The sequence below is a fragment of the Marinomonas foliarum genome (assembly GCF_003337275.1).
GTDB classification, from domain to species: domain Bacteria; phylum Pseudomonadota; class Gammaproteobacteria; order Pseudomonadales; family Marinomonadaceae; genus Marinomonas; species Marinomonas foliarum.
Window position 1 is genome coordinate 37843 of the sequence record NZ_QPJQ01000017.1, and the last position, 25002, is coordinate 62844.

At 42.5% G+C, this 25002-nt stretch carries 19 protein-coding genes; 10 read left to right on the plus strand and 9 right to left on the minus strand.

From position 1 onward, the window contains the following. Positions 1 to 198: 198 nt before the first annotated feature. Positions 199 to 1122 (plus strand): DMT family transporter, encoded by a 924-nt coding sequence (locus DFP77_RS10380; RefSeq protein ID WP_114412225.1) that lies wholly within the window; start codon positions 199 to 201, stop codon positions 1120 to 1122. Between the two features lie 179 nt (positions 1123 to 1301). On the opposite strand, the gene DFP77_RS10385 is transcribed toward DFP77_RS10380, so the two are convergent. The 3 genes from DFP77_RS10385 to DFP77_RS10395 form a co-directional block, all read right to left on the minus strand. After that, positions 1302 to 2714, minus strand: a complete 1413-nt coding sequence (locus tag DFP77_RS10385) for an 8-oxoguanine deaminase (RefSeq protein ID WP_114412226.1) — start codon at positions 2712 to 2714, stop codon at positions 1302 to 1304. A 200-nt stretch (positions 2715 to 2914) separates the two neighbouring features. Then, positions 2915 to 4432, minus strand: a complete 1518-nt coding sequence (locus tag DFP77_RS10390; protein ID WP_114412227.1) for a BCCT family transporter — start codon at positions 4430 to 4432, stop codon at positions 2915 to 2917. Between the two features lie 25 nt (positions 4433 to 4457). After that, positions 4458 to 6455, minus strand: coding sequence for a CocE/NonD family hydrolase (locus DFP77_RS10395; RefSeq protein WP_114412228.1), 1998 nt, complete (start codon positions 6453 to 6455; stop codon positions 4458 to 4460). A gap of 112 nt (positions 6456 to 6567) precedes the next feature. Between DFP77_RS10395 and DFP77_RS10400 the strand changes: the two genes are divergently transcribed. Further along, positions 6568 to 7497 carry a LysR substrate-binding domain-containing protein gene (locus DFP77_RS10400; RefSeq protein WP_114412229.1) on the plus strand — a complete coding sequence of 310 codons (930 nt, stop codon included), beginning with the start codon at positions 6568 to 6570 and terminating at the stop codon, positions 7495 to 7497. A gap of 122 nt (positions 7498 to 7619) precedes the next feature. Continuing rightward, a complete protein-coding gene (locus DFP77_RS10405; RefSeq protein ID WP_114412230.1) occupies positions 7620 to 8480 on the plus strand; it encodes an NAD(P)-dependent oxidoreductase in 861 nt (286 codons plus the stop codon). A gap of 257 nt (positions 8481 to 8737) precedes the next feature. Here DFP77_RS10405 and DFP77_RS10410 read toward each other — a convergent pair whose 3' ends face one another. Then, the gene (locus DFP77_RS10410; RefSeq protein ID WP_114412231.1) at positions 8738 to 9292 is read right to left on the minus strand and encodes a TetR/AcrR family transcriptional regulator; all 555 of its coding nucleotides are present in this window, start codon (positions 9290 to 9292) and stop codon (positions 8738 to 8740) included. 147 nt (positions 9293 to 9439) lie between these two features. Here DFP77_RS10410 and DFP77_RS10415 point away from each other — a divergent pair, with 147 nt between their 5' ends. The 4 genes from DFP77_RS10415 (at position 9440) to DFP77_RS10430 (ending at position 14853) form a co-directional block, all read left to right on the plus strand. Beyond that, positions 9440 to 10423: an NAD-dependent epimerase/dehydratase family protein gene (locus DFP77_RS10415; RefSeq protein WP_114412232.1), complete on the plus strand. Its 984-nt coding sequence runs from the start codon at positions 9440 to 9442 to the stop codon at positions 10421 to 10423. Between the two features lie 4 nt (positions 10424 to 10427). Next, complete coding sequence (locus DFP77_RS19795; protein ID WP_258861126.1) at positions 10428 to 10550, plus strand: hypothetical protein; 123 nt, start codon at positions 10428 to 10430, stop codon at positions 10548 to 10550. 236 nt (positions 10551 to 10786) lie between these two features. Then, complete coding sequence (gene acnA, locus DFP77_RS10420; protein ID WP_114412233.1) at positions 10787 to 13534, plus strand: aconitate hydratase AcnA; 2748 nt, start codon at positions 10787 to 10789, stop codon at positions 13532 to 13534. A 614-nt stretch (positions 13535 to 14148) separates the two neighbouring features. Then, on the plus strand, positions 14149 to 14853 hold the full coding sequence (locus DFP77_RS10430; RefSeq protein ID WP_114412234.1) for a GntR family transcriptional regulator: 705 nt from the start codon (positions 14149 to 14151) through the stop codon (positions 14851 to 14853). 53 nt (positions 14854 to 14906) lie between these two features. Here DFP77_RS10430 and DFP77_RS10435 read toward each other — a convergent pair whose 3' ends face one another. Genes DFP77_RS10435 through DFP77_RS10450 form a run of 4 tightly spaced genes read right to left on the minus strand, consistent with a single transcriptional unit; the run spans position 14907 to position 20767 of the window. After that, positions 14907 to 16187, minus strand: coding sequence for an amidohydrolase family protein (locus DFP77_RS10435; RefSeq protein WP_114412235.1), 1281 nt, complete (start codon positions 16185 to 16187; stop codon positions 14907 to 14909). Next, the gene (locus DFP77_RS10440; RefSeq protein ID WP_114412236.1) at positions 16187 to 18670 is read right to left on the minus strand and encodes a branched-chain amino acid ABC transporter ATP-binding protein/permease; all 2484 of its coding nucleotides are present in this window, start codon (positions 18668 to 18670) and stop codon (positions 16187 to 16189) included. The genes DFP77_RS10435 and DFP77_RS10440 overlap by 1 nt, the downstream gene beginning before the upstream one ends. Next, positions 18667 to 19536: a branched-chain amino acid ABC transporter permease gene (locus tag DFP77_RS10445; protein WP_114412237.1), complete on the minus strand. Its 870-nt coding sequence runs from the start codon at positions 19534 to 19536 to the stop codon at positions 18667 to 18669. Before DFP77_RS10445 ends, DFP77_RS10440 begins: the two co-directional genes overlap by 4 nt. A 49-nt stretch (positions 19537 to 19585) precedes the next feature. Then, positions 19586 to 20767 (minus strand): ABC transporter substrate-binding protein, encoded by a 1182-nt coding sequence (locus DFP77_RS10450; RefSeq protein ID WP_114412238.1) that lies wholly within the window; start codon positions 20765 to 20767, stop codon positions 19586 to 19588. Positions 20768 to 20937: 170 nt separating this feature from the next. Between DFP77_RS10450 and DFP77_RS10455 the strand changes: the two genes are divergently transcribed. Next, complete coding sequence (locus tag DFP77_RS10455) at positions 20938 to 21345, plus strand: nuclear transport factor 2-like protein (RefSeq protein WP_114412239.1); 408 nt, start codon at positions 20938 to 20940, stop codon at positions 21343 to 21345. A 125-nt stretch (positions 21346 to 21470) separates the two neighbouring features. On the opposite strand, the gene DFP77_RS10460 is transcribed toward DFP77_RS10455, so the two are convergent. Then, complete coding sequence (locus DFP77_RS10460) at positions 21471 to 22649, minus strand: BaiN/RdsA family NAD(P)/FAD-dependent oxidoreductase (RefSeq protein ID WP_114412240.1); 1179 nt, start codon at positions 22647 to 22649, stop codon at positions 21471 to 21473. Between the two features lie 345 nt (positions 22650 to 22994). Here DFP77_RS10460 and DFP77_RS10465 point away from each other — a divergent pair, with 345 nt between their 5' ends. Both DFP77_RS10465 and DFP77_RS10470 read left to right on the plus strand, forming a co-directional pair. After that, on the plus strand, positions 22995 to 23579 hold the full coding sequence (locus DFP77_RS10465) for a hypothetical protein (RefSeq protein WP_114412241.1): 585 nt from the start codon (positions 22995 to 22997) through the stop codon (positions 23577 to 23579). Between the two features lie 98 nt (positions 23580 to 23677). Then, complete coding sequence (locus tag DFP77_RS10470; RefSeq protein WP_114412242.1) at positions 23678 to 24973, plus strand: imelysin family protein; 1296 nt, start codon at positions 23678 to 23680, stop codon at positions 24971 to 24973. The last annotated feature ends 29 nt before the right edge of the window (positions 24974 to 25002 follow it).

A 25002-nucleotide genomic window follows, 5' to 3' on the forward strand; every position in this document is an offset into this window, starting at 1 on the left:
GCTTTTCACTCAATGCAGAAAATGGTGCTTATCTAGTGCCGTTTCCATACCCATTACCCTTTTCTATAACCCACTAATACTTCAAAGCCAATATAGAAAGCGGTGACTACCAATTTCTGCTTTCTTCCCTAGGCCTGCATGAGTATGCTTGTAAACCAAAATAATTTGGGATCCGCTCTACCGCTTTAAGGATTGATAATGAACGCTTTGTTGAGCTTCTTCACTAATCGTATTCACTCTAATGCCTATGCCTTACTGATTTTATGTACCCTGTTTTGGGGCGGCAATACTATTGCTGGCCGTCTGGCGATTGATCAGGTTTCACCATTATCCGTGGTGTCTCTACGCTGGTTGATTGTGAGTGGTGTGATGTTATTTTTCTATGGTCGCCAAGTGCGTCAGGAATGGCACCTGCTGCGCCCACATTTGTTAAAAATGGTGCTGATGGCGACTCTCGGTTTCACCTGTTTTAACTCCCTGTTTTATATTGCAGCCTATCAAACCACCGCCATTAATATCGGAATCATTCAAGGCAGTGTCCCTGTACTGGTACTGCTCGGCGCCATGTTGCTGTTTCGTGAAAGGGTCCATCTTTTGCAGGCAATTGGCATTATTCTCACTCTACTAGGAGTGACTCTAGTAGCCACTCGGGGGCACCTGAGTACGCTGTTGGAACTGTCCATTAATCCTGGGGACGGCTTTATATTGATCGCCTGTGTTTGCTATGGCATCTACACCTTGGCCCTGCGTAGTAAACCCAATGTCTCCGCCATGGTGTTCTTTACTGTTTTGTCTTGTATTGGTGCTATCACGTCGCTACCTGCTCTGGCCTATGAAGTCGCCACGGGAGCGGCCTACTGGCCCACTCCAAAAGGCTGGCTGATTGTTCTGTATATCTCGTTCTTCCCTTCGTTAATTTCGCAGGTATTTTTTATGCGTGGGGTAGAGTTAATCGGCCCGGCTAGGGCTGGGGTGTTTATCAATTTTGTGCCTATTTTCGCACCCATTTTAGCGGTACTTCTTTTGCACGAAACATTCCATTTTTACCATGCTATCGCCTTGGCTATGGTACTAGCGGGAATCTGGCTGTCAGAACGTAAAAAACGAACGACCAAACAATAGAAATAGGATGAACTGATCACTGGGACAGATAGCTGCGTTTGAGTAAATGGTGCTGTCGTGAGAACAAGAAACAATACTGACCAACCCTAAATTGGTCAGTATTGTTTTCATAGAGCTGGATTACAATGCTTTCAGTCTGATGTCGTGGAAACCCTATTTCCTATTAACAATACTACCACCTAACCCGCAACCAACTGTTTGGCGCAGGCTTTATGTTTTTCTATTAAGGTCGGTAAGTCTAAGCCGATGATTTGCCCTTCTTTGACTCGCCATTGACCACCAATCATGACATGCTCAGCTTTTTCGGCCCCACACAGCAATAACGCGGCGATTGGATCGTGACTCCCTGAGAACCTTAGTTCGTCCAGTTTATAAAATGCCAGGTCTGCCTGTTTTCCTAGGGTGATTTCGCCAATGTCATTACGCCCTAATAATGCTGCAGAACCTTTCGTCGCCCAGCCGAGTACGCGCTCTGGGGTGATTTTTTCAGCACCGTATTTAAGACGCTGTAGATACAGCGCTTGTCTGGCTTCGTACATCATATTGGAAGCGTCATTAGACGCCGAGCCATCCACACCAAGACCAATATGGGCACCCGCCGCGCTAAGGTCTAACGTCGGGCAAATGCCAGAGGCCAAGCGCATATTCGATACCGGACAATGACAAATCCCCACGCCCGCGGCTCCCAATCGTTTGATCTCTTCTGCGTTAAAATGAATGCCATGAGCCAACCAAGTTCTGTCGGTCATCCAGCCCACGCTGTCCAAATAATCCACGGTGCGTAAACCAAATGTCTTTAAACAAAAATCTTCTTCGTCTAATGTTTCAGCTAAATGGGTATGTAAACGCACGTCTTCCTGTTGCGCTAATATTGCGCTGTCCGCCATTATCTCCCGAGTAACGGAAAAAGGAGAGCACGGTGCCAGTGCGATTTGAATCTGTGCGCCCTCGCCTCGCTCATGGTATTGCTTGATTAAACGCTGGCTGTCGGCCAATATGACATCACCGTTTTGTACCGTGTGCTGTGGCGGTAAGCCGCCTTCGTTTTCTCCTAAGCTCATTGACCCTCGGGTTAACATGGCACGCATGCCCAGCTGCCTAACCACATCGACTTGCACATCTATCGCGTCTTCCATGCCCGTTGGAAAAAGATAATGATGGTCGGCGGCTGTCGTGCAGCCTGACAAGAGCAATTCGGCCATGGCAACTTGTGTTGCCAATGACAGCGCCTCGGGGGTAAGTCGCGCCCAAACTGGATACAACGTTTTGAGCCACGGGAACAAGGGCTCACTAACCACTGGCCCCCAAGCGCGAGTCAGGGTTTGATAAAAATGATGATGGGTATTAATTAAACCAGGCAAGACAACCAGCTCACTAGCGTCAACGACCTCGTCTACTGGGAGAGAAGGCAATTGGCCCAATGGCAGCACTTCTTTGATCCGCTCACCTTCGATGACGATGCCACCGCGCGCATCAAGTTCATTCGCCGTAAAGCACGCAAGAGGTTGTTTGATCCAAATACGTTTAGATGAAGAGTGGAATGGCTTTTTAAAGTTTTGTAGAGAAATGTCATTTGGCTGTGTCGCAGACATAGCAGGCTCCTTGATGTTGAAAATCGTCAATTTGCCAGCTCAGTTATGCCCTGTCTGCTGATCCAGGGGCGCTTATGAAGCACAAACTATACTCTACACAAAATCTAAAATGATGCAATTGAATAGGTAGTAAGATCGTGAACTAAAAATGGCCTAGCGAAAGTGCTAAGCCATTTGGTGGCCTGGATAAAGTGACCTAGTTAACCTTTTAATAATGCAGGATTCTTGATCCATTTAACCAAGGTAAAACTACAACACAGAATAATCAGAGTGGCAGGTAAGCCACCTAAGTTAGACAGAGATTTCACGCCAGCCACGCCTACGGTGCTGACCATAATCCAAGCCACTAATCCTATTATGGTACCCCATAGAATTTTGATCGGCATGCCAGTGCCTTCTTGAGATTCAGCATTAAAGTTTTTTACACACAAATCACCAATGGCATCGGTGCTCGAATCGGCCGCCGTTACATAAGAGATAAAAGCAATGAAGACAAGGATCAAAGAGGTCAACGTACCCAGCGGTAATTCACCAAAAATATGGTAAAGCAGTAATTCAATGCCGCCGCTATTCAAGATTTCATATAGTTCACCACCGCTTTCTTGGTCCATAAATATAGCGGTGCACGAGAATACAGAAATCCATAACAGCACAAACAAACTAGGAAAAATAACGTTTACTTGGATAAACTCACGCACTGTGTAGCCACGGGCGATTTTACCTAAGAACATCGCGGTGATTGGCGCCCAAGCAAACCAAACAGCCCAATAGAATACACTCCACCATTGTGGCCATGGATCACTAGCCGCTTGTCCTGTAAACAAGCTAAGACGAAAGAAGTTCTGTAAAAATGCACCTAAGCCTTCTACACCAATGCCCAACATATAAAGTGTTGGTCCAAAGATCAAAGTAAATACAAATAACGCAATCAACAGCCAGAAGTTAACCATGGAAAGGCGCGCAATACCTTTGATCAACCCACGAGCTGCAGACAATACAAAGGTAATCACAATGATGGCGATAATAATGCCTAGCGTAACAGCGTTTTTCTCCATAGGTAAAAACTGGCTCGCACCACCCAACAAGGTAAGTGCACCTGTACCTAATGATGACGCCATTCCGACTACTAAGGAATACAATGCCAACGCATCAATCACATCGCCCATACGGCCTGTCACATATTTGCCAAATACTGGACGCAGAGAACTGCTGATGGAATAAGGCAGTTTTAGGTTATGAAACACCAAGGCAAAGATTAACGCTGGAACGGCATAAATAGCATAAGGCGTTGGCCCCCAGTGCAAAAACATCGCCGAGAAAGCAAATAGCACAGCGTTCGGGCTATTGCCTTCAATGCCCCAGCTTTCTGGTGGCGAGTACAAGTGATACAAAGGCTCGGCGGTTGTCCAAAACAATACACCTACGGCTAGAGTTGTACAGAGTACAATCATAAACCAACGAGATTTTTTGAGCTTTGGTGTGGCATTTTCACCACCAATTCTGATATTGCCCAATTTTGAAAAATAAGTAATAGCGATCAACACCAGCAGATAGAAACTACCCAAACTAAACAGCCAAGAAAAGTGTGACAACACGAAGTTATTGGCTATTTTGGTGTATTGAGTAAAAAGCGCCAAGTCCACCAAACTGAATATTAACGCACCGACCAAAATGATAAAGGTTGGAAAAAAGACCAAAGGTCGTAATGATTTAAACATGTAATATCCTCACAGAAATAATCGGTTAAACACCTGTTCGTTTGATGGTTTCCTCAAACTCTTTGCTGAAAATTAGCTCCCCATCATGAAACGCTTCCCAAGTACTGGTGATGTAAAAATGCCCATGATCACAACGCATGTGGTATAGGCCTTTTAAACCAGTCCACCAGCCTTCGCGCCCCATTGTCAGGTCAAAAACCAACTTAGATTCTGCTGTAAGTGGATCGTCTGGATGAATGGTCTGCCACTGACTCATCGCCATATCAATCATGCTTTCACAAGAGTTGTAATATTGGCGGCCGAAGTCATCATAGGTTTCTAACGTAACCAGACCTGTTTTGTAATCGTGATGCACCACTCGCTCACTCTTCGTTGGGCGAAGTGTTTCACCATCAATTGCTACAGGCGTGTCCAGCGCAGGCGGCTCGACTTCTGTTACTAACTGGGTTCTATGAGGCACTTCAATATTGCTTAAAGAAGACTCAAGTGTAATTGTGGCATGATCAGGGGATGGCCAAATTAACGGCCAACACGCTGTCGAAACGGAGATGCGCAATTTATGCCCTGCAGGCACTTTATAGGCTACGTGCGTCACAGGCACTTTTACATTGTATAGTTCGCCCGGCGTTAACGGCTCAACAAACTCATGGCTATCGCGATGCGTTAGGTTTAATACACCCACACTGATTCGTGTGACCGCACCATCGGGATGAACATCAGAAATACGCACAGCAAGGTTTGCTGTGGGCTTATCACTGCGGATCGCTAAATTCGCCATGACCTGACCAGCAATCGCCAAATCGTCTTTTAAAGGCAAGGTATCAAAACACATGGAACCCGCATCGTCAGCTCGCTGATCGGCTGGTTGCTCCATGGCAAGACGGATCCCCACACATAAACGACCACCGTTTAAGCCAACCGTTTGTGGCGAGCAAATCTGCTGCGCCAAAGCCGTTGGTTGAGGTGTATCCAGCAACTGACCATTCGATGGATAGAAGGTTTTCATCTCTGTCTGAGGCGATGGCCAAGAAGGCTCTGAAATCCACTGACCAGGACGCATATCATAATCCGTCTGTGGACGAACACTGTCTTGCATGTAATAGGTTAATTCCGGCTCGTCATCGATACCATTTTCGACGCCTTTTAACCAACGATCCCACCAACGCACCGACTCTTTTACATAATCCATTTTTGGGTTCGGGTACGCAATATTTGGGTATTTATGTGCCCAAGGGCCAACCAAACCTTTGCGCGGCACATCAACAAGGTTTTCTAATAAGCGGAATACCGTATCGCGATAATTATCAGCCCAACCACTCATCGCATAGACAGGAATCTTAATGGCACTGTAATCCTCACAGATTGAGCCATGCTTCCAATAACCATTGCGGACTTGCTCAGTCAGCCAAGGCTTAGCCAGGAATGGCATTTTGTTCAGGCGATCCAACCACTGCTCTTTCCAGCCTTCACCAACCAATTTTGCGTCTGGTGCGCGGCCTTGTGCATAGGCCCAAAAGAACGATGCCCAATCCAAGTTGTCATTCAGCAGACAGCCGCCCATGTAGTGTACATCTGTGGCATAACGGTCGTCGGTAGAACACTGTGTGATGATGGCCTTTAATGCAGGGGGGTTCAGTGCGGCAACTTGCAGTGAATTAAACCCGCCCCAAGAAATACCCACCATGCCTACGCTGCCACTACACCAAGGCTGTTTCGCCAGCCAAGCAATAATATCGAAACCGTCTTGTAACTCTTGCTCTGTGTATTCGTCGGTGGTGTGCCCTTCTGACTCACCGCAACCTCGAAGGTCAACTCGAATGCAGGCATAACCCTGCTCGGCAGTTTGCGCCATCGTGATTTCATCTCGAACAATCGTGCCGTCATTTTTACGATACGGCAAGAACTCCAAAATAGCGGGAACAGGCTTGTCATCGGCATCGCTTGGCAACCAAGCACGATACGCAAGCTTAGTGCCATCGGGTAATGGCAACATGGCATGGTGGATGTGTTTGATGTTTTGCATAATATCCTTTCGTTATATTTGTGTTTTATATCCATATTAGGAAGCTTGAATTGTAAGTAAAACGCTATTTTGTTAGGCTAACTTGAACTAAAAGTTTAGGATAGCTGTTTGCATGCCAATAAATAACCGAACTATTCCCTCTTTAAGCAGCCTTATTTTGTTTGAAGCATCGGCTCGTCTTGGTACCTTAACCAGCGCTGCCAATGAGCTTTGCGTTTCTCCGACAGCGGTTAGCAAACAAATAAAACAACTAGAAAACTTTCTGAACACCAAGTTATTTATTCGCAAGAAAACAGGCCTAGAACTGACAAAAAAAGGACAAATTTATTTAGAAACCGTTAGACAAACTCTGACTGTCTTGGCTGAAGAGTCAAAAAAAATGGATGATAAAGTCTCTCCTCTGCCCCTTAATTTAGAAATTGGCGCGTGCTTTAGCCACTTCTGGCTCATTCCTCATTTAGATAATTTTCGCGATAAATACCCAGACATCATGCTCAATATAAGCATTAATAATGAGCGTAATATGAGTGAAGTGAACAGCGACGAATACGATGTGGCGTTTTATTACTCCTCATTAAAAACGTCTTATAAAAACAATTTTTTGCTGTTTAACGAAAGAATGCTACTAGTGTGTAGTCCCAGTTTTCTGGAAAAACGTCCGGAATGTCACAATTTAGAAAGTATCTGGCAGCAACCCCTGCTAGGCCTCAAAGACGCCCCTGACTTCTGGGAAAACTGGAAAACCTGGGCAGCTCACTCAGCAATAGACTATCAAGAGCCATTAAACGAAATTCAGATGGAAGACCAAATCGCCGTCGTTCATGCCGCACAAAATGGCCTAGGCATTGCCCTTGCTTGGGATTGGCATGTGGAGGATTTAATCGCTGACGGTAGTTTGATCGCCCTCACACCTCCTATTGAATGTAAAAACAACGCCTTCTTCTTAACTCGAACCAAAAACGCCAACCAATACAGTTCCGAATGCTTTATTGACTGGGTTATGGAACTGGTGGCTGATCAAAAGCAAGTAGCAAAGACTTAACCTTCACATTCGAACACTTCAATCGCAACAGTACCATTGTTTACCTACCGCCATTATTTGCAGACGATGACTTTTTCTATTTGTTACACTGTCGGAAATAACAGCAAATAAGAGAGAGTTTTATGGCTAATGTTGGTTTTTTAGGTTTGGGCATTATGGGGAAAGCCATGGCTACAAATTTAGTAAAAGCGGGATTTGACGTAACCGTTTGGAATCGTAACCCAGAAAAATGTGCTGAGTTAGTATCTCTAGGCGCTCGCCAAGGCGCAACACCAAAAGACGTAGCGACAAATTGCGATATTACCTTCGCCATGGTGTCTGACCCTGAAGCGGCGTTAGCGCTTTGCCAAGGCCCTGATAGCGTCGCGGCAGGCATTGGCGCTGGTCGTGGTTACGTTGATATGTCGACGGTTGACGACACAACCTCAAAAGCCATTGCCGATTTAATTTCTCAAGCAGGCGGACGCTTTTTAGAAGCGCCTGTTTCAGGTACGAAAAAGCCCGCTGAAGACGGCACGTTAATCATTCTTGCTGCGGGCAATCAATCGCTTTATGACGACGCAAAAAGTGCGTTTGAGGTGATGGGTAAAATGTCACCCTACCTCGGTGAAGTCGGCCAAGGCGCAAACATGAAGCTCGTCGTAAATATGATGATGGGCGGCATGCTAAGCATTTTCAGTGAAGGCATGTCTTTAGGACAAAAAGCCGGTTTAGACGGTCAGCAGATTTTAGACATCGTTGATGCTGGCGCCATGGCGAATCCGATGTTTAAAGGCAAAGGCGCCATGCTGCTAAAGGAAGACTACACCACCAGCTTTCCGCTTAAGCACATGCAAAAGGACATGCGCCTTGCCGTCGCCCTAGGCGATCAACTTGAGCAGCCTTTGCCAACCGCCGCTATTGCTAATGAAGCCTTTAAGCAAGCGATAAAAGTAGGCTTTGCGGAGGAAGACATTGCCGCAGTTTATAAAGTAATAAAGTAGTGATTGCAGTAACATTTAAGAAGGTAATGGAATACTCCTCTACCTTCTTTCCTTTTCTCTCTTCTCAGTGTGCTATCTAAATTCATCGCTCCATAAAATTGGAATATGAGCTTTCTTGGCCTATAAGCCGCGTCCTTACGTGAGCATTTTTTGAGAAAAGTGAAATCTTAAAATTCAGCTGCAATCGACAACACCATACAAAACAACATTACATTAAGAGAGTTATTAAATTAAGCCGTTCGGCATTTACTTTCGCTTCAAGTCATATTTAAGAAAACAGGTTCGACCGTTTTAATTATAATATCGATTAATAGGTCAATTTGGTTTGTTAATGTTTCTAAAGTTTGTGCATCAGCCTTAATTCCACGAGAAGTAACTGAAAAAATGTAAGCTAAATCTTGAGCATCCAAACTAGAATCCGTTGGCAGAACACCTCTGATTAACTCAGCAAGCATAGCCTGAAAAATTTCATAGTGATTATTAACTGCGTCAGGCGCATAAGAAGATACATTTTGTAAAATATCTCGCCCTGTATCCAACTCTATCACTGAAGCTGCTGGCTGAAGCGTCCAAACATCAAAAAAACGTTCAAGCTTTCCACGAAACGATAGATCAGACAAAGCTAACCCTTCTGTCTCACGAATATTATGCTCTAGTGATTCATTAATTAGCCCTACGACAATCGACTCTTTATTTGGGTATGATTTATAAAGAGTGGTTCGAGAGATCTGACAGGCATTGGCAATGTCTGTCATGGTCACTTTAGGGTACCCATATTTCAAAATGAGTTTTTGCGCTTCTCTGAGAATCATTACGTTAAATTCTATCCATCTTCTGTAGACACGAAAGCATGTCTGAAAAACACATTGACATCAAGTGTTAACCTGTTAAGTTACCTCTTGTGAACAAAATAACAAAATATGTTCACATGTTAAATTACAAGTTTATATAGGTACTCTATGAAAATTTTTATATCAGGCGTTACAGGTTATGTTGGACGGAATGTTGCTAGGCACTTAGCTCAGTCTCATGAGATCGTTGGTCTTTCACGAGACAAAGAAAAAACCAAAATCCTTAAAGACACCCAATTAACATTCGTATATGGGGATTTACTTAGTCACACACTAACGAATGACCTAAAAGACTGCGACATCGTAATTCATACAGCCGCGGATACAGATCACAAGAACCTTTCCAAAAACCAATTTAAAACTAATGTCGATGGTACAGCCCAACTGCTCAAAGCCGCAAAGGCAGCTGGAGTGAAACGGTTCATTCATATCAGCACTGATTCAGTACTACTGACAGGCAAGCCTATAAAAAATGTATCGGAAAACGCCTCATATCCAAAAAAAAGTGTAGGAGACTACTCACACACCAAGCAACTAGCAGAAAAGATAGTGTTGAATGCGAATTGTGACACTTTCACTGTTATTGTGCTGAGACCTCGCTTTGTCTGGGGTCGCGACGATACAACAGCCATGCCACAAATACTAAAGGCTATTGAAAATCAAACTTTTGCCTGGATCGGCGGCGGACACTATCTCTCGTCAACGACACACATTGCTAACTTATGCAATGCAATTGAAGCCTCTCTCTATCACGGCACCCCTAAGGCAATCTATTTCATTAGCGATGGCGATGATAGACCATTCCGAGAGACCATTTCCGGCATAATCGAAGCGCACGGGCTAACTGTGCCAGATAAAAACATCCCTGCTTTTATTCCTCTCGTAATTGCAAAGCTAGACAGCTTACGCCGTCGTCTAGCCCTAAAAAGCAGTCCACTTCCTGTTACTTTCCAAGAATACGCCACAAGCGCTGTAGAGGTTACCCTAGATATTACCAAAGCCAAACAAGACTTAAGCTATCGTCCAATGATGACATTTCAAGCAGGACTAGATGAATTAAAAACAACAAAGTCGACCAAGCAGCTATCGTAATATAATGAGCAGAATTGGTTTCTTGCAGTGGTCGGCAGCTTTCAATCAGCTTAAGCATATGCAAAAGGACACGCGCCTTGCTGTCGCCCTAGACAATCAACTTGAGCAACCTTTGCCAACTCAGTGAAGTCTTCAAACAAGCAATGAAAGCAGTCTTTGCTGAAGCGGATATTGCCGTAGTTTATAAAGTAGTGAAGTAGCATGAATCACCTTACTTAAAATAAGGAAATAACATCCAACCAATTTGATTTAGTCATTGCACACTCCCTCCGTGCCCGCAGATTCCGTTAGCATGATATATACTTTTTTACATATAAGAGAAAAAACGGCTGTAAATCCTTATCAATAATGAAGGGGACGATGATGAACGATAGTTTCAACACCCAGCAACAACTCACAGTTAACGGCGAAGCATTTCAAATTAACTCCTTGAAAGAACTTGGCTCTGCCACTAAACGACTACCTTTTTCTTTAAAAATATTACTTGAAAATTTACTCCGCAATGAAGATGGCGTGAGTGTCAAAGCGCAAGATATCCAAGCCCTACTAGACTGGGATCCTCACGCACTCCCCTCTACAGAAGTCGCTTTCACACCTGCCCGCGTTGTCATGCAAGATTTCACAGGAGTGCCCGCCATTGTAGATTTAGCCGCCATGCGCGATGCGATGGAAAGATTGGGTGGCAATCCGGCAAAAATAAACCCTCTTTCTCCTGTTGAATTGGTGATTGACCACTCCGTGCAAGTCGATGGTTATGGTAATGACAACGCATTTGATTTAAACGCAAAGTTGGAATACGAACGAAACAAAGAACGTTACGAATTTCTGCGTTGGGGGCAAACCGCATTTGATAACTTAAAAGTCGTACCACCAGCAACCGGCATTGTTCACCAAGTCAATTTAGAATATTTAGCCCGGGTCGTCTTCAATGAAGATAGAAACGGTCAAAAGTTCGCCTATCCAGACACACTAGTCGGTACAGACTCTCACACAACCATGATTAATGGTTTGGGTGTTCTCGGTTGGGGGGTCGGCGGTATTGAAGCCGAAGCCGTCATGCTGGGGCAACCTATTAGCTTGCTTATCCCACAAGTTGTCGGGGTTAAGCTAAGTGGCAGCCTGCCTGAAGGTACAACAGCAACCGACTTAGTGCTCACGGTTACCGAGATGCTGCGTAATCATGGCGTAGTGGGTAAGTTCGTCGAGTTTTATGGTGATGGACTCGCCGATCTACCTCTGGCTGACAGAGCAACCATTGCTAATATGGCTCCAGAATACGGTGCTACCTGCGGCATTTTCCCAATTGATGACGAAACCATCAACTACTTGCGCTTAACAAACCGTGACGAACAACAACTTACACTCGTTGAAGAGTATGCCAAGCACCAAGGCTTATGGCGTAATAATGGTGATGAAGCAGATTACACCGATTCTTTAGAGTTAAAATTGGGTGATGTGGTACCAAGCTTAGCAGGACCTAAGCGTCCACAAGACAGGATTGCCCTTGACGAAGCAGGCAAAGTGTTACGCAACCATCTAAAAGACTTTCAAAATGAACGCATGGAACGTCGTGAAAGGAATGACCAAAACCACACTATTATCGAAAGTGAAGGCCCTGCAAATGATGTCGATGAGCCGGTCAATGAAGCCCAATTTATGGGGGCCGCGAATGTTAAATTTAAAGGCCACGAATTTGAACTGAATGATGGTGCCTGTGTCATTGCTGCTATTACTAGCTGTACCAACACCTCTAATCCAAGCGTTATTTTAGCGGCAGGTTTAGTTGCTAAAAAAGCCAAACAGCTAGGTATTAATGTAAAGCCATGGGTAAAAACCTCGCTGGCCCCTGGCTCCAAAGTGGTAACCGACTATCTGCAAAAAGCAGGCTTAATGGACGATTTAGAGTATCTTGGTTTTAACCTAGTCGGCTACGGCTGTACCACTTGTATTGGTAACTCAGGTCCATTAGCGAGCGAAATATCAGATGCGATTCAAAAGCACCAACTCATAGTAAGCTCTATTTTATCGGGCAACCGCAATTTTGAAGGCCGCATTCATCAAGATATTAAAATGAACCTATTGGCTTCACCACCACTTGTTGTTGCCTATGCCATTGCAGGACGAACAGATATTGATGTTTACAATGAACCATTAACGCACGATGAACAAGGTAACGATGTTTATCTAAAAGATATTTGGCCAAACGTAAAAGAAGTTAGTGACTTGGTAAAAGAAACGGTCACCAAGAGCATGTTTGAAAAGAACTACGCAAGCGTTTATGAAGGTGACCATCGTTGGCAACAAATTCAGGTTCCTGATGGAAAATTATACGACTGGGATGACTCATCTACGTATATTAAAAAAGCCCCTTTCTTTGATGGTATGACCGTCGAGCCTCCAGGTATTCCTACGATAAAGGGTGCACGCTGTTTAGCGAAACTTGGGGATTCTGTCACCACAGACCATATATCCCCAGCAGGTACTATTAAGGCAGACTCTCCTACAGGTACGTACTTAAAAGAAAACGACGTTGAAAAAGCTCAATTTAATTCATATGGCTCACGTCGCGGCAATCACGAAGTTATGATGCGTGGCACTTTTGCCAACATAAGACTGAGAAACCTTCTCGCCCCTGGTACGGAAGGCGGTGTAACTCGTACCCAACCTGACAATAACCTAGCCAGTATCTACGATGCGGCAATGTCATATCAGAAACAGAATACGCCACTTATTATTCTGGCCGGCAAAGAGTATGGTACGGGGTCATCCCGTGACTGGGCAGCGAAAGGCTCTCTGCTTCTGGGTGTAAAGGCGGTTATTGCACAAAGTTATGAACGAATTCACCGTTCCAATTTAATTGGCATGGGCGTGTTACCGCTGCAGTTTAAAGACGGGGAAAGTCATGAGTCTTTAGGCCTTACAGGGCAAGAGGTGTTTTCTATCGAGGGTTTACGTGACAAAGTCGATGAAGTAACTCTGGTGGCTGAAAAAGACAATGGTGAAAAAATAAACGTCCAAGCCGATTTGCGCATAGACACTCCAAAAGAATGGGACTACTACAAACACGGCGGCATATTGCAATATGTATTGCGTAATATGCTTACTAAATGACATTAGCCCTTTAAATGGCACAAAAAAGCCAAGGTGCATGAATGTAAAAGCATGAACCTTGGCTTTATTATAGCTCATTGTTTTGTTTTAAATATTACCAATCAAACATATTGCCCAGCACAAAAACCACTCGCCCACGCCCACTGGAAGTTATAGCCACCAAGCCAGCCAGTTGAGTAATGAGCACATCAATACTTTTTGAACGCTCCTTCTGGCAGGCCTGAATCGGCAATAATGGCTGCGACTAGCTCTATGCACAATGCATGAAAGGCAGCAATACCCTGATATTTAGAGTTGTCGGTAACCAGTTAAACTGGCTTTCGCTGATTTGGCAATAGCATGCTTAACAATGACTTTAATCTTCATTCGGCGTGGATGGACCTTTCAAATTCAAAGGCGAGACCGAGATAAAGGCTATATTGACAAATTATTGCTAGCAATGATTCATGCTATACTTTCTCATATACTCTATTTCTATATTGCTAAAGACGTTGTCTATATTCGACGTAAAATAGCTCTGCCTCTTTGTGAGTGAATTTTGTGCTATCTAATTATCGTTCTCGGATGACTTCTAGCGTTAACAACTCGGATCAATCTCAAGGTAACTTCACTACATGACACAAAGCAAATCGAAGGCTTCAAGTAAAAAGCAAGCTGAGGTACAACGAATAATCGACACTCTGTCTAAAGCAATTGCACAACACCGTTTAAAGCCTGGACAACGTTTAGTTGAGGCTCAGATTGTTGGAGCATTAAATGTGAATAGAAATCATGTTCAAACCGCTTTACAACGACTTTCTTTACAGCGAGTTGTGACAATTGAGCCAAATAGAGGTGCATTTGTCTCTCAGCCAAGCGCACAAGAAGCTCGAGAAATATTTGCTGCACGCCGATCTGTCGAGCGAGGTATTGTCGAAGCTATCTCAATAGAAAAAATTGAAAGACACTGGGATATAATTAACGCCCATATGTTAGGTGAGCTTGAAGTTACAAGCGGTACTGACCGACAAGCTATTGTAGGAAAATTAAGTGATTATCACCGCTTACTGGCTGATATATGTGATAACACAGTTCTTAAAGAAATATTCGACAATTTAATGGTACGTAGTTCATTAATTGTATCTTTATACCAACGCAATGATGTGCCAACATGCCAACACAATGAGCATAAAAAAGTACTTGATGCGCTGCGTCTAGGCGATAATGATTTGGCAGTAAAAGTGATGCTTGAACATTTAAATAATCTTGAAGCTGAGCTTGTTTTAGATGACAACCAAGGATTAGATATTGATTTAGCCAGTGCTCTAAAGGATATTTAAATCAAGTAATCAATAAAGTGGGTGCCCTCCAACACCCACTTTATGTGATTTTACTAGTCAGGAAAAAATAGCTCTACTTCTTTGCGTTCAAACGTTATTTTACCTCGTTTCAAGCCCATAGTTGGTGCTAACACTGTGGCAATTACTTCAGACTCATTTTGAGCATTAAAAAAATTGACGTCAGCATCCATTCCAACTCTTATTCCATAGTTTGATAAACTCATTAATTTAGCTGAGTCAGTAGATATCCAGTGCATACACTTTGACAACTCGCTTTGAGTCGCTAATTGGGCCACATTGGCGTACAAATTAGCTTGGCGTATTTGTGACGCATCACCGTAGGGTGTGAAAGGATTTTCTATATTATTACTTGATATCGAACAACAAACGCCAGCTTTAGCAAGAGACATTAATGGTGCAACTCCTCGTGGAATATTATATTGATGGTCCCGCCCAGTTAGGAATAAGTCAGTACTAGGTAACGCTGTCAGTTGTACGCCAGCAGAAGCCATTTTTTTGGCTATTATATAAAGCTTCTCAGGTTCAATAGCTGATAGTTTTGTAACATGTCCAACAGTTACACGGTGTTGATAATTAAATTTTTCGGTCATCTCGATAATATAAGGCAGGCTCATATTATTAGGATTAAGATCAAAATCTAAATGAAAATCTAGATCAACGTCGTATTTAGAAGCCAACTTAAAAAGCGTTTCAATTTGCCGCTGAGGTTCACTGTCAGTGTATGGACACCCACCTAGGAGGTCTGCCCCTTGCTGCAATGTTTGCTCTAATAACTCAAATGTACCTGGATTATTATGTAAGCCTTCCTGAGGGAATACACAGAGTTCAACAGTCATGGCCCAAGCATAGTCAATTTTTAATTGTTTAATGGCATTGAAACTAATTAAACCAATAACAGGGTCAATTTCAACATGAGTACGCATAAAACTTGTACCTTGTTTTATCGCTTTTTCAATCACTTTTTTTCCACGTTGATATACATCATCATAAGTAAAAGAGGCTTTTGCTTTTGCAGTTTGCGTAATGGCTTCTTCTAGCGTGCCCTCTTTTAACTGACAGCGGGAAAAAATGCATGCCTTGTCTAAATGAATATGTGTTTCAATTAAAGCTGGCAATATAAGCTGACCTGCAGCATCGATAATAGTTTTATTCGAAAGCGCTGATTTATTTTCAAGATTTTGTTTTTTAAACCCTTCCTCTTTTTTCTGCTTTAGGCTCTGAATATCAATGAATTTACCATCTTTAATAAACAATGAATAAAGTTCATCTTTTTCATTTAATCGAGCATTTTTGATAATGACATCTGCCGACATTAACTGCCCCCCATGTATGCTTGCTCAAGCTCTGGATTAGCTAATAACTCTTTAGCATTAGCAGATTTTACAATTCGACCTGTTTCTAACACGTAGCCTCGATCTGCAACTTGTAATGCTAAATTAGCCATTTGATCTACCAATAAAATAGTAACACCATCATCGCGCAATGTTGCTAAAGCATCGTACAATTCACCTATCATAGCTGGAGCCAAGCCTAAAGAAGGTTCGTCCAACAATAAGACTTTCGGTTTTGCCATTAGCGCACGCCCAACAGCGACCATTTGTTGCTCTCCTCCAGACAAGAGTCCAGCCTCTGAGTCAATACGATCTTGCAGTCTGGGAAAGCGGTTTAAAATTTCATTTATCTCAGCATTTTCATCAACGATATCCGTACGTGAATAGGCCCCCATTAATAAATTATCTCTCACTGATAAATTCGTAAAAAGCTGGCGCCCTTCAGGTACCAGTGCTAAACCTCGATGTGCAATTTCATTGGCACTCAATTCATTAATATATTCATCCTGTAATCCAATGTGACCTGAAATTGGCCTTTTCAGTCCAGCTAACGCTTGTAAAATACTACTTTTCCCGGCTCCATTAGCGCCCAATATGGCAACTAATTCACCAGGATAAACGACAATATCAACATCGTGAACGACAGGTGCTGCTCCATAATCAACGCTTAACTTTTTACAAAACAGAACAGCATCCTTATTACCTTTCCAAGGAGATTTTCTTGGTTGAGCTTGATAATCAGTTCCTCCCAGATAGGCTTCAATAACAGTTTTATCTTGGCGAATAATATTCGGTGCTCCCTGAGCAATGGGTTTTCCAGCATCCAATACAAGTATTTGATCACTAACCTCCATAACTAATGGCATATCATGCTCAACCAAAATAACAGCAATACCATAACTTGCGATTACCCGTAACAATGCAGATAACTTGTCGGTGTCTTGTCGACTTAAACCTGCGGCTGGCTCATCAAGCAATAACACCCAAGGACGAGTCGCTAAGGCACGTGCAATTTCTACTAATCGACGATCTACATGCGGTAAATCTTGGCTGGGTGTATGAATTGAGCCGCTATAGCCAACTAAAGCCAATAAATTTAAAGCCAGTTCTTTTTGACCTGTTTTTTGAGAAACAAATGGGGTTCCCATGTAGCCTTGCTGCATGGCCGATAAAAGGTTTTCCAATACCGACATGTGATCAAATAGTTGGCTAGTTTGATATGTGCGGGCAATACCACTACGTGCGATTTGATACGCATTTTTACCCGCTAATTGCTCACCAAGTTCAATACAGCCTTGATCCGGCTGATAGAAGCCACTAATCATATTAAGTACGGTGGTTTTACCTGCTCCATTAGGACCGATAATACTAGTCACGTTACCTAAAGAGGCGTCAAAGCTGACAGATTGCGCTGCTTTAACGCCACCAAACTGAATACCAATATTATCTACTTTCAAGCCAGTTATGGCATTGCTCGCACGATCATAAAACTGGAGGAGTAACTGCTGATTAACTAATTTAGGTGGTAGCTCAATTTGAGTTTTAGCAAAACGTCTTTGTAATTCCCCAAATAACCCACGAGGTGCGCCCCATAGAACAGAAAGTAAAAGTGCTGCAAAAATCAGTAAACGATACTCTGCTAGCGGAGACAGCATTTCCGGTAACACAACCACAATTATCGCGCCAAACACAGGCCCCCATAATGTGCCGGTCCCTCCTATAATAACGACTAAAACAAATAAAATTGATTGTGAAAATGGAAAGGTACTTGGACTGATATACATCATCAATGGAGGAATAATAGCCCCCGCTAGACCAGTAAACCAAGCCGATATAGCAAAAGCGGCTGTTTTTGTTTGAATGGGATTAAAGCCTAATGAACGAGCCGCAATTGGACTCGCTTTAACTGCTCGCATGGATTTCCCCCAACCACTGTTATACAGCAGAGCATAAGCAAAGAGAGAGATGCACATTAAAAATGAAGCAGCTAATGCTAATAACTGATTGGGATCAATATCGCCTAAAGTAGGCATGGGAATCCCCATTAGCCCGTTGGCACCACCGGTGAGACCACGCCACTCCATTAGACCGTGATGAACTGCAAATGCAAATGCAATAGTTATCATAGCTAAGTAAGGTCCACTTACTCGTAAGGCAGGAATGGCAAGAAGAATACCTACAAAACCACTCACAAATGCGGCAATAATAATGGCGAATACAAATGGCACTTCATTTATGAGCAGCAGTGCACTTACATAGGCGCCAATCGCGTAAAAAGCAATGTGGCCAAAACTGATTTGCCCACTCATTCCCATTAAAATATTTAGCCCCACCCCCACAAGTACAGTTAACACACAGAGCGTGAAGACTAATAACGAATAACTATCTAGCAAAAAACATAAGGTAAAACTAACTAGGGTTAATAACCCTAGTCCAAAGAATGATTTATTATTCATCATTGTCATACTTTAACCGCCTGCCCGCGACCAAATAAGCCATTAGGTTTAATAGCTAATGCCGCAATAACTAAAGAAAATGTAATGATCTGAGTAAATGCAGATCCAAAATAAATGGTAATAATGGCCTCTGTTAAACCAAAGATAATCCCTGCAGCAAAAACACCTTTAGCGCTAGAAATGCCACCTAAAATTGCCACTGCAAATGCTTTTAGACCAAATAGTGTCCCCATGTCAGAGTGCACAGCAAATAATGGTGCGATTAAAATACCAGCAACAGCAGCAAATACAGTTGATATCGCAAAACTAATTGCGACGACTTTTGTCACATTAATGCCCATCAACTGAGCAGATTTTGGGTTTTGTACACATGCCTGTAATACTTTACCTAATTTCGTATATTTGCGGATTGCCACTAAAGCAATAGCGATAGCCAAACCGACAACAGGAATGATTATCTGCATGGCATACACTCCGGCCCCCAAAATATCCAAACTAAAATTAGCTAGCTCACTTGTGAACTGACGTGGCTCTTTACCAAATGAAAATAAAGCTAAATTATCAACTAAAATCCCGCCAGCGACGGTAGCCATTAACCAAGCTTCAGAACCTCTACTAGCAAAAGGCCTTACTAAAAATCGTTCGATAGCTAAGCCATAAACTGCGCATATCAGTAAAGTCAAAAAGAACGCAATCCAATAAGATACTCCCCAAGTAATACAGAGAGTGTATGCCAGTACAGCGCCGATCATCATGGCGCTCCCTTGAGCAAAATTAACAGTATTATTAACGATATAAGTAATGTGGAAACCTAGAGCCAGCAAGGCATACATACTGCCTAAACCTAAACCAGTTATTATTGCTGCTGATAACATGAAAAACCTCAAATTAAATAAAAGCGTCCTTGCTTAGAGATATATGAAATTACTTCACAGGTACAATTTGATCATTAACAAACTGGGTGAAAACGTAATCGTCTGGACCAATAGCATCGTGTTGATCATGACTGAATGGTTTATTAAAGGTTTTTATCAAGCCAGTGTAAGATTCAATTGCATAATAACCATTACGGATATCTTTGCCTTTCGTAGAGCCAGCATTTTCGATAGCTAAAGCTGTCAGATGCATAGCATCGTAAGCATTTGCAATACCTACCGCTGGCGTCACATCCGCAGTTGATTTAATTTCAGGGTATTTTGCTTGTAGCTCAGAGAATACTTCGCCCCCTTTGCCTGATGCTGTATCTGTAAATACAAAGGTTTGAATGAAATGCACACGATCGGCTGTTGGACCTGCTAACTCACCAAAACGACCACCTGCAGGCCCCCAATGAGAGACAACAGGCACATCCCACCCCATTCGCTCTAATGATTTTACAACTTGAGCAGACGGTGCAACGTTAGCTACCATTAATAGAGTATCCGTACCTTTTTCTCTTAAACGCGTTAATTGTGGAACAACATCCAAATCACTTGATTCAATACGCTCTATACCTGTATAGGCAATGTCTCGAGACTCTAGCGCAGCTTTGAAACCTTGCTCGTTTGATTCACCCCAAGGGTTATTGATCAAAATCATGCCTGGTTTTTTCATCGCATAGTTCTTTATAGCGTATTTCACTAAGGCCTCATCAACAATTTCATCTACCGCTGACACACGAAAAACATAGTTCTCCTTCGCACCATTCTTGGTAATAGGTGTTCCTGCAGCCCAAACCCCCATAAACGGAAACTTCATTTGATTAGCCAACGGAACAATAGCCATTGATACAGGTGTATCTAAACCACCAAACAAAACCGCAACCTTTTCTCTTTGGATTAATTCACGAGCAGCAAGTAACCCTTTAGATGGATTGCTTTCATCATCCCGACGAATCAACTCTAGAGGGCGCCCTAAAACACCACCGCTAGTATTAATTTCGTCAATAGCAATAGTAAGGCCTCGAGTAATAGCCTCACCTGACTTTGCAGACTGCCCTGAAAGTGCAGCCACTAAACCAATTTTGATAGGTTCTGCTGCATGAACATTTATAGAACTAACCAGTAAAGCTGCACTGGCAAGGCAAAAAGTTTTTTTTACGGTTGTTTTTAATTTTTCAAAGATCATAAAATACCCTCTCGTTGATTAATTGCTAGCTATTATGTATTAATTGCTAGCAATATAGATGCCAAGCTTTATTGGGGGGTATTTATAGATAAAACGCACTACCTGAGAGCAAAATGAAAAAAAACGCACTAGTTAAGCCCGTAAATTAATTGCAGAGGAATAATAAACACATGACTGAATTAGAAAGCGCAATTGAGGTAGTCAGTAACTTCTTAACTTTTTCAATGGTTCCAGACCCAGAAAAAGCAGCTACATTTATGAGTGAAGATGTAAAAATCACTTTTACTGGCCGCAGAGAAATGGCGAATACTCAAGCGATAACATCATTCAACAAAGATCGTTATTTGTGGGTAAAAAAATCAATAAAGCAATATGATGCTGTGCAAAAAGACGATCATTGTGTCGTGTACTCTATTGGTTTTTTATATGGTCAATGGCCAAATGGACAAGAATTTCATGGAAATCGATACACTGATCGCTTCGAAGTCCGAAATGGAAAAATAACCAAAATGGACGTCTTAAACGATAGCGCAGAATGGATTCTAGCACCTCAAATAAATAGGGTAAGTGAATATTAAACAAGATCTGTAAATACCGCTATGCCTACTTAGAGAGCATTTAAGATTAGGGGAATTCCCACATCCCCTAATCTTACTCAACTACTATAAAACTGCTTCACTAACGATCTAATTTCAAAAACACTTTAAACATATTGCCCAGCACAAAAACCACTCGCCCAGGCCCATTGGAAATTATAGCCGCCAAGCCAGCCGGTCACATCGAGCACTTCACCTATAAAGTAGAGACCTTTTTGTTTTTGTGATTCAAAAGTTTTCGAAGACACTTCGTTGGTGTTTACGCCACCTAGGGTTACTTCTGCAGTGCGATAGCCTTCGGTGCCATTAGGAGAAATGTCAAAGTTCGCGAGATAATTGAACAAACTGTCGATCTGTTCGTTCGAGGTTTGTGCGCTGCGCTCAGTTAACCAAGGGAATTCAGTTTTTATTAGCTCTACCAATCGCTTTGGCAAAACATTAGACAAAAAGCCCTCGTAGCTCTTTTTCGGAGTACTTTGGCGAATATCAAGTAAGTCGACTAACGACAAGGTCGGAGCAATATTAATGCTAAGGGCTTCGCCTGGCTGCCAAAAATTGGTGATTTGTAATATGGATGGACCGCTCACGCCACGGTGAGTAAACAACATTGGCTCTTGGAAAGTGACGCCATTTGCCGTTGCGGATATTTCACAGGCAATACCTGATAGCTCAGAAAATTGTGCTTTACGATCTGGCTGTACAGTAATAGGTACCAAGCTAGCACGTGTCGATAAAATATCATGTCCAACTTGCTTGGCTATATCGTAACCAAAACCTGTAGCGCCCATGGTAGGAATTGATAAACCACCTGTGGCAACCACAAGCGATTTACAAACAAAGTCTCCTTGATTAGTTTTAACAACGGTCTGCCCGTCTTGAAAATCAATATTATGAATTTTTGTGTTTAACTTTAGCTCTGCACCAGACCACTCAAGTTCAGTCAGTAAAATATCAAGCAGGTCTTTTGCGGAGTGTTCACAGAATAATTGCCCTGGCGTTTTCTCAACATAGTCCAGACCATGGCGATCCACGAGATCAACAAAGTCTTGAGATGAAAAGCGACGTAGTGCAGAAATGCAAAAGTGTGGGTTTTCAGATAAGAAATGTTTAGGGGCAGCATCCAAGTTTGTGAAGTTACAACGTCCACCACCGGACATCAGAATTTTTTTCCCCGCTTTATTGGCGTGATCCAACACCACTACTTTTTTACCACGGTAAGCCGCAGTCGCCGCACACATTAAACCAGACGCTCCGGCACCAATTACGATCACATCAACGTTATCCACAACCAACCTCTTTGCTTATTTGTGGCTGCATTATAGTGTCTAGCTCATTTATTGCCATCGAATCAGATGACTTTTGTATCAAATTACAGCAAAAAAAGAACATCAAAATCTTGTCCACAGAAACCGTTAAGAAGGCTGTGGGAATCATTAAAAACCCCTTTAAATTCAATCAAGTAAATAAAATCAAACATTATTTTTTAATTTTTTAAAAAACCTTATCTAGGTCAAAATCAATAATTTTTTCTAGAAATGCAAACTATTTTTAAAAAAGTCTCTGTACAAATTAACTGTCTGGATATACAGTACTGTATAAATAAACAGTAAAGATATTTTAAGGATGTAGATATGATCAAGCTATTAAGCCCTACTCATAATATTCATAAAATCGTACTTCTAGGCGTTATTGCTTTGGCTTTGTACGCGCCAGCTAAAGACCTTATTAAGTTTTCTGAAACACATTTTTCAAAAGAAAGTATTCAGATCATCGATGCATCATTTGGTACTAATATGCCTTGGCAGGAAGCGAGCTCTTCTTATGTCAAAGTGAATCAAAATGCACAAACAAGCCTTTCTCGCTCACAAATCATCTATACAAAATTACGTTTTAGTAATCCGACATCAGAACCTCAAACATACCGTAAAATTTGGCTTAACTTTTCTCATGAGAATGGCGATCAGGAATACACTACTGATTACACCTTATATAACTCAGAAACTCGCCAGCGATTGATTGGACAATCTATTCAATTGGGACCAGATAGTAGTATTGATGTGGTTGCTGCTTATCGCTTTATTCCAAGCTATAAACATAAATCACCCGTTAGTATGAGTGTTTCTTGGGAAGGCCAAAGTTTATTGAGAGATAAAGCATGTGAATATAGTCTTCACAATACAGCCGGAAATACATTTCAATATCAGTGCGGACAATAGCGCAAACACAGAAAACGCAAAAAACATGCAAGAAAGTTATTGATAATCGTTTTTATCTCCAATATTATGCAAGCACAAATAATTTTGGAGCCTCAAACATGAAACGATTGTTAACCCCCATCGCAATGTGCGTTACAGGTGCGATGCTTACAGCGTGTGGACCAGCCACAGTAAAACAAGAGTCTAGCGCCATTACTGCAGATTCCGTTGTTGTTCATTACGCTGATATTGCAGAAGCAGTTTATAGTGACTCACTAACTACAGCGAAAACGTTACGCTCCTCTATCGATACTTTTTTAGCCAATCCAACAGAAGCTAATTTGAAAGCAGCTCGAACCTCTTGGATTGCAGCTCGCGTTCCTTACCAACAAAGTGAAGTCTATCGTTTTGGCAATGCAATCGTTGATGATTGGGAAGGCAAGGTAAATGCTTGGCCACTGGATGAAGGCCTAATCGATTATGTTGCAGCCGATAGCTACGGCACAGAATCCGATCTAAACCCACTTTATGCCGCTAATGTTATCGCATCTAAAAGCCTTATTATCGGCGGCGAGAAAGTCGATACCACTCATATCACCCCTGAGCTTATTGCCAACAGCCTCCAAGAAGCTGATGGCGTAGAAGCAAATGTTGCCAGTGGTTATCACGCCATTGAATTTTTGCTATGGGGTCAAGATCTAAATGGCACAAACCCTGGTGCTGGCGAACGCCCTGCTACCGATTTCGATCTTAATAACTGTACTAATGGTAACTGCGATCGTCGTCGTGACTACTTAGTTGCGGCTACCGACTTGCTGATTTCTGACTTAGAAGAAATGGCTAACAATTGGAAAAATGGTGGTGCTGCACGTGTTGCCTTACTTGAGCAAACACCAGAACAAGGCCTATCCACTATCTTAACTGGCATGGGAAGCTTGGCGTATGGTGAATTAGGTGGTGAGCGTACTAAACTTGGCTTAATGCTTCATGACCCTGAAGAAGAGCATGACTGTTTTTCTGACAACACTCATTGGTCACATTACTATGACGCCAAAGGCATCAAAAATGCTTACCTAGGTGAATACAAACGTGTCGATGGTAGCTGGGTAAAAGGCGCATCTCTATCTAATCTTGTATCTAAACAAAACCCTCAGTTAGATTCAGAAATGAAGCAAAAGCTAAATGAAACAGAAGCGGCTGCTCAAGCAATGGTAGATGCGGCTAAAAAAGGCCAAACTTTTGATGTGCTTATTGCAATGAATAACACTAAAGGCAATCAACTCGTCCAAACTTTTGTTGATTCCTTAGTTAATGAAACCCGTACTACTGAAGCGATTATTCATCAACTGGACCTACAAGGCATTGCGCTTGAAGGATCAGATAGCCTAGATAACCCTGGCGCTGTGTTTGAATAAATAATTGTTTACAATAAAAGCTCTAATAA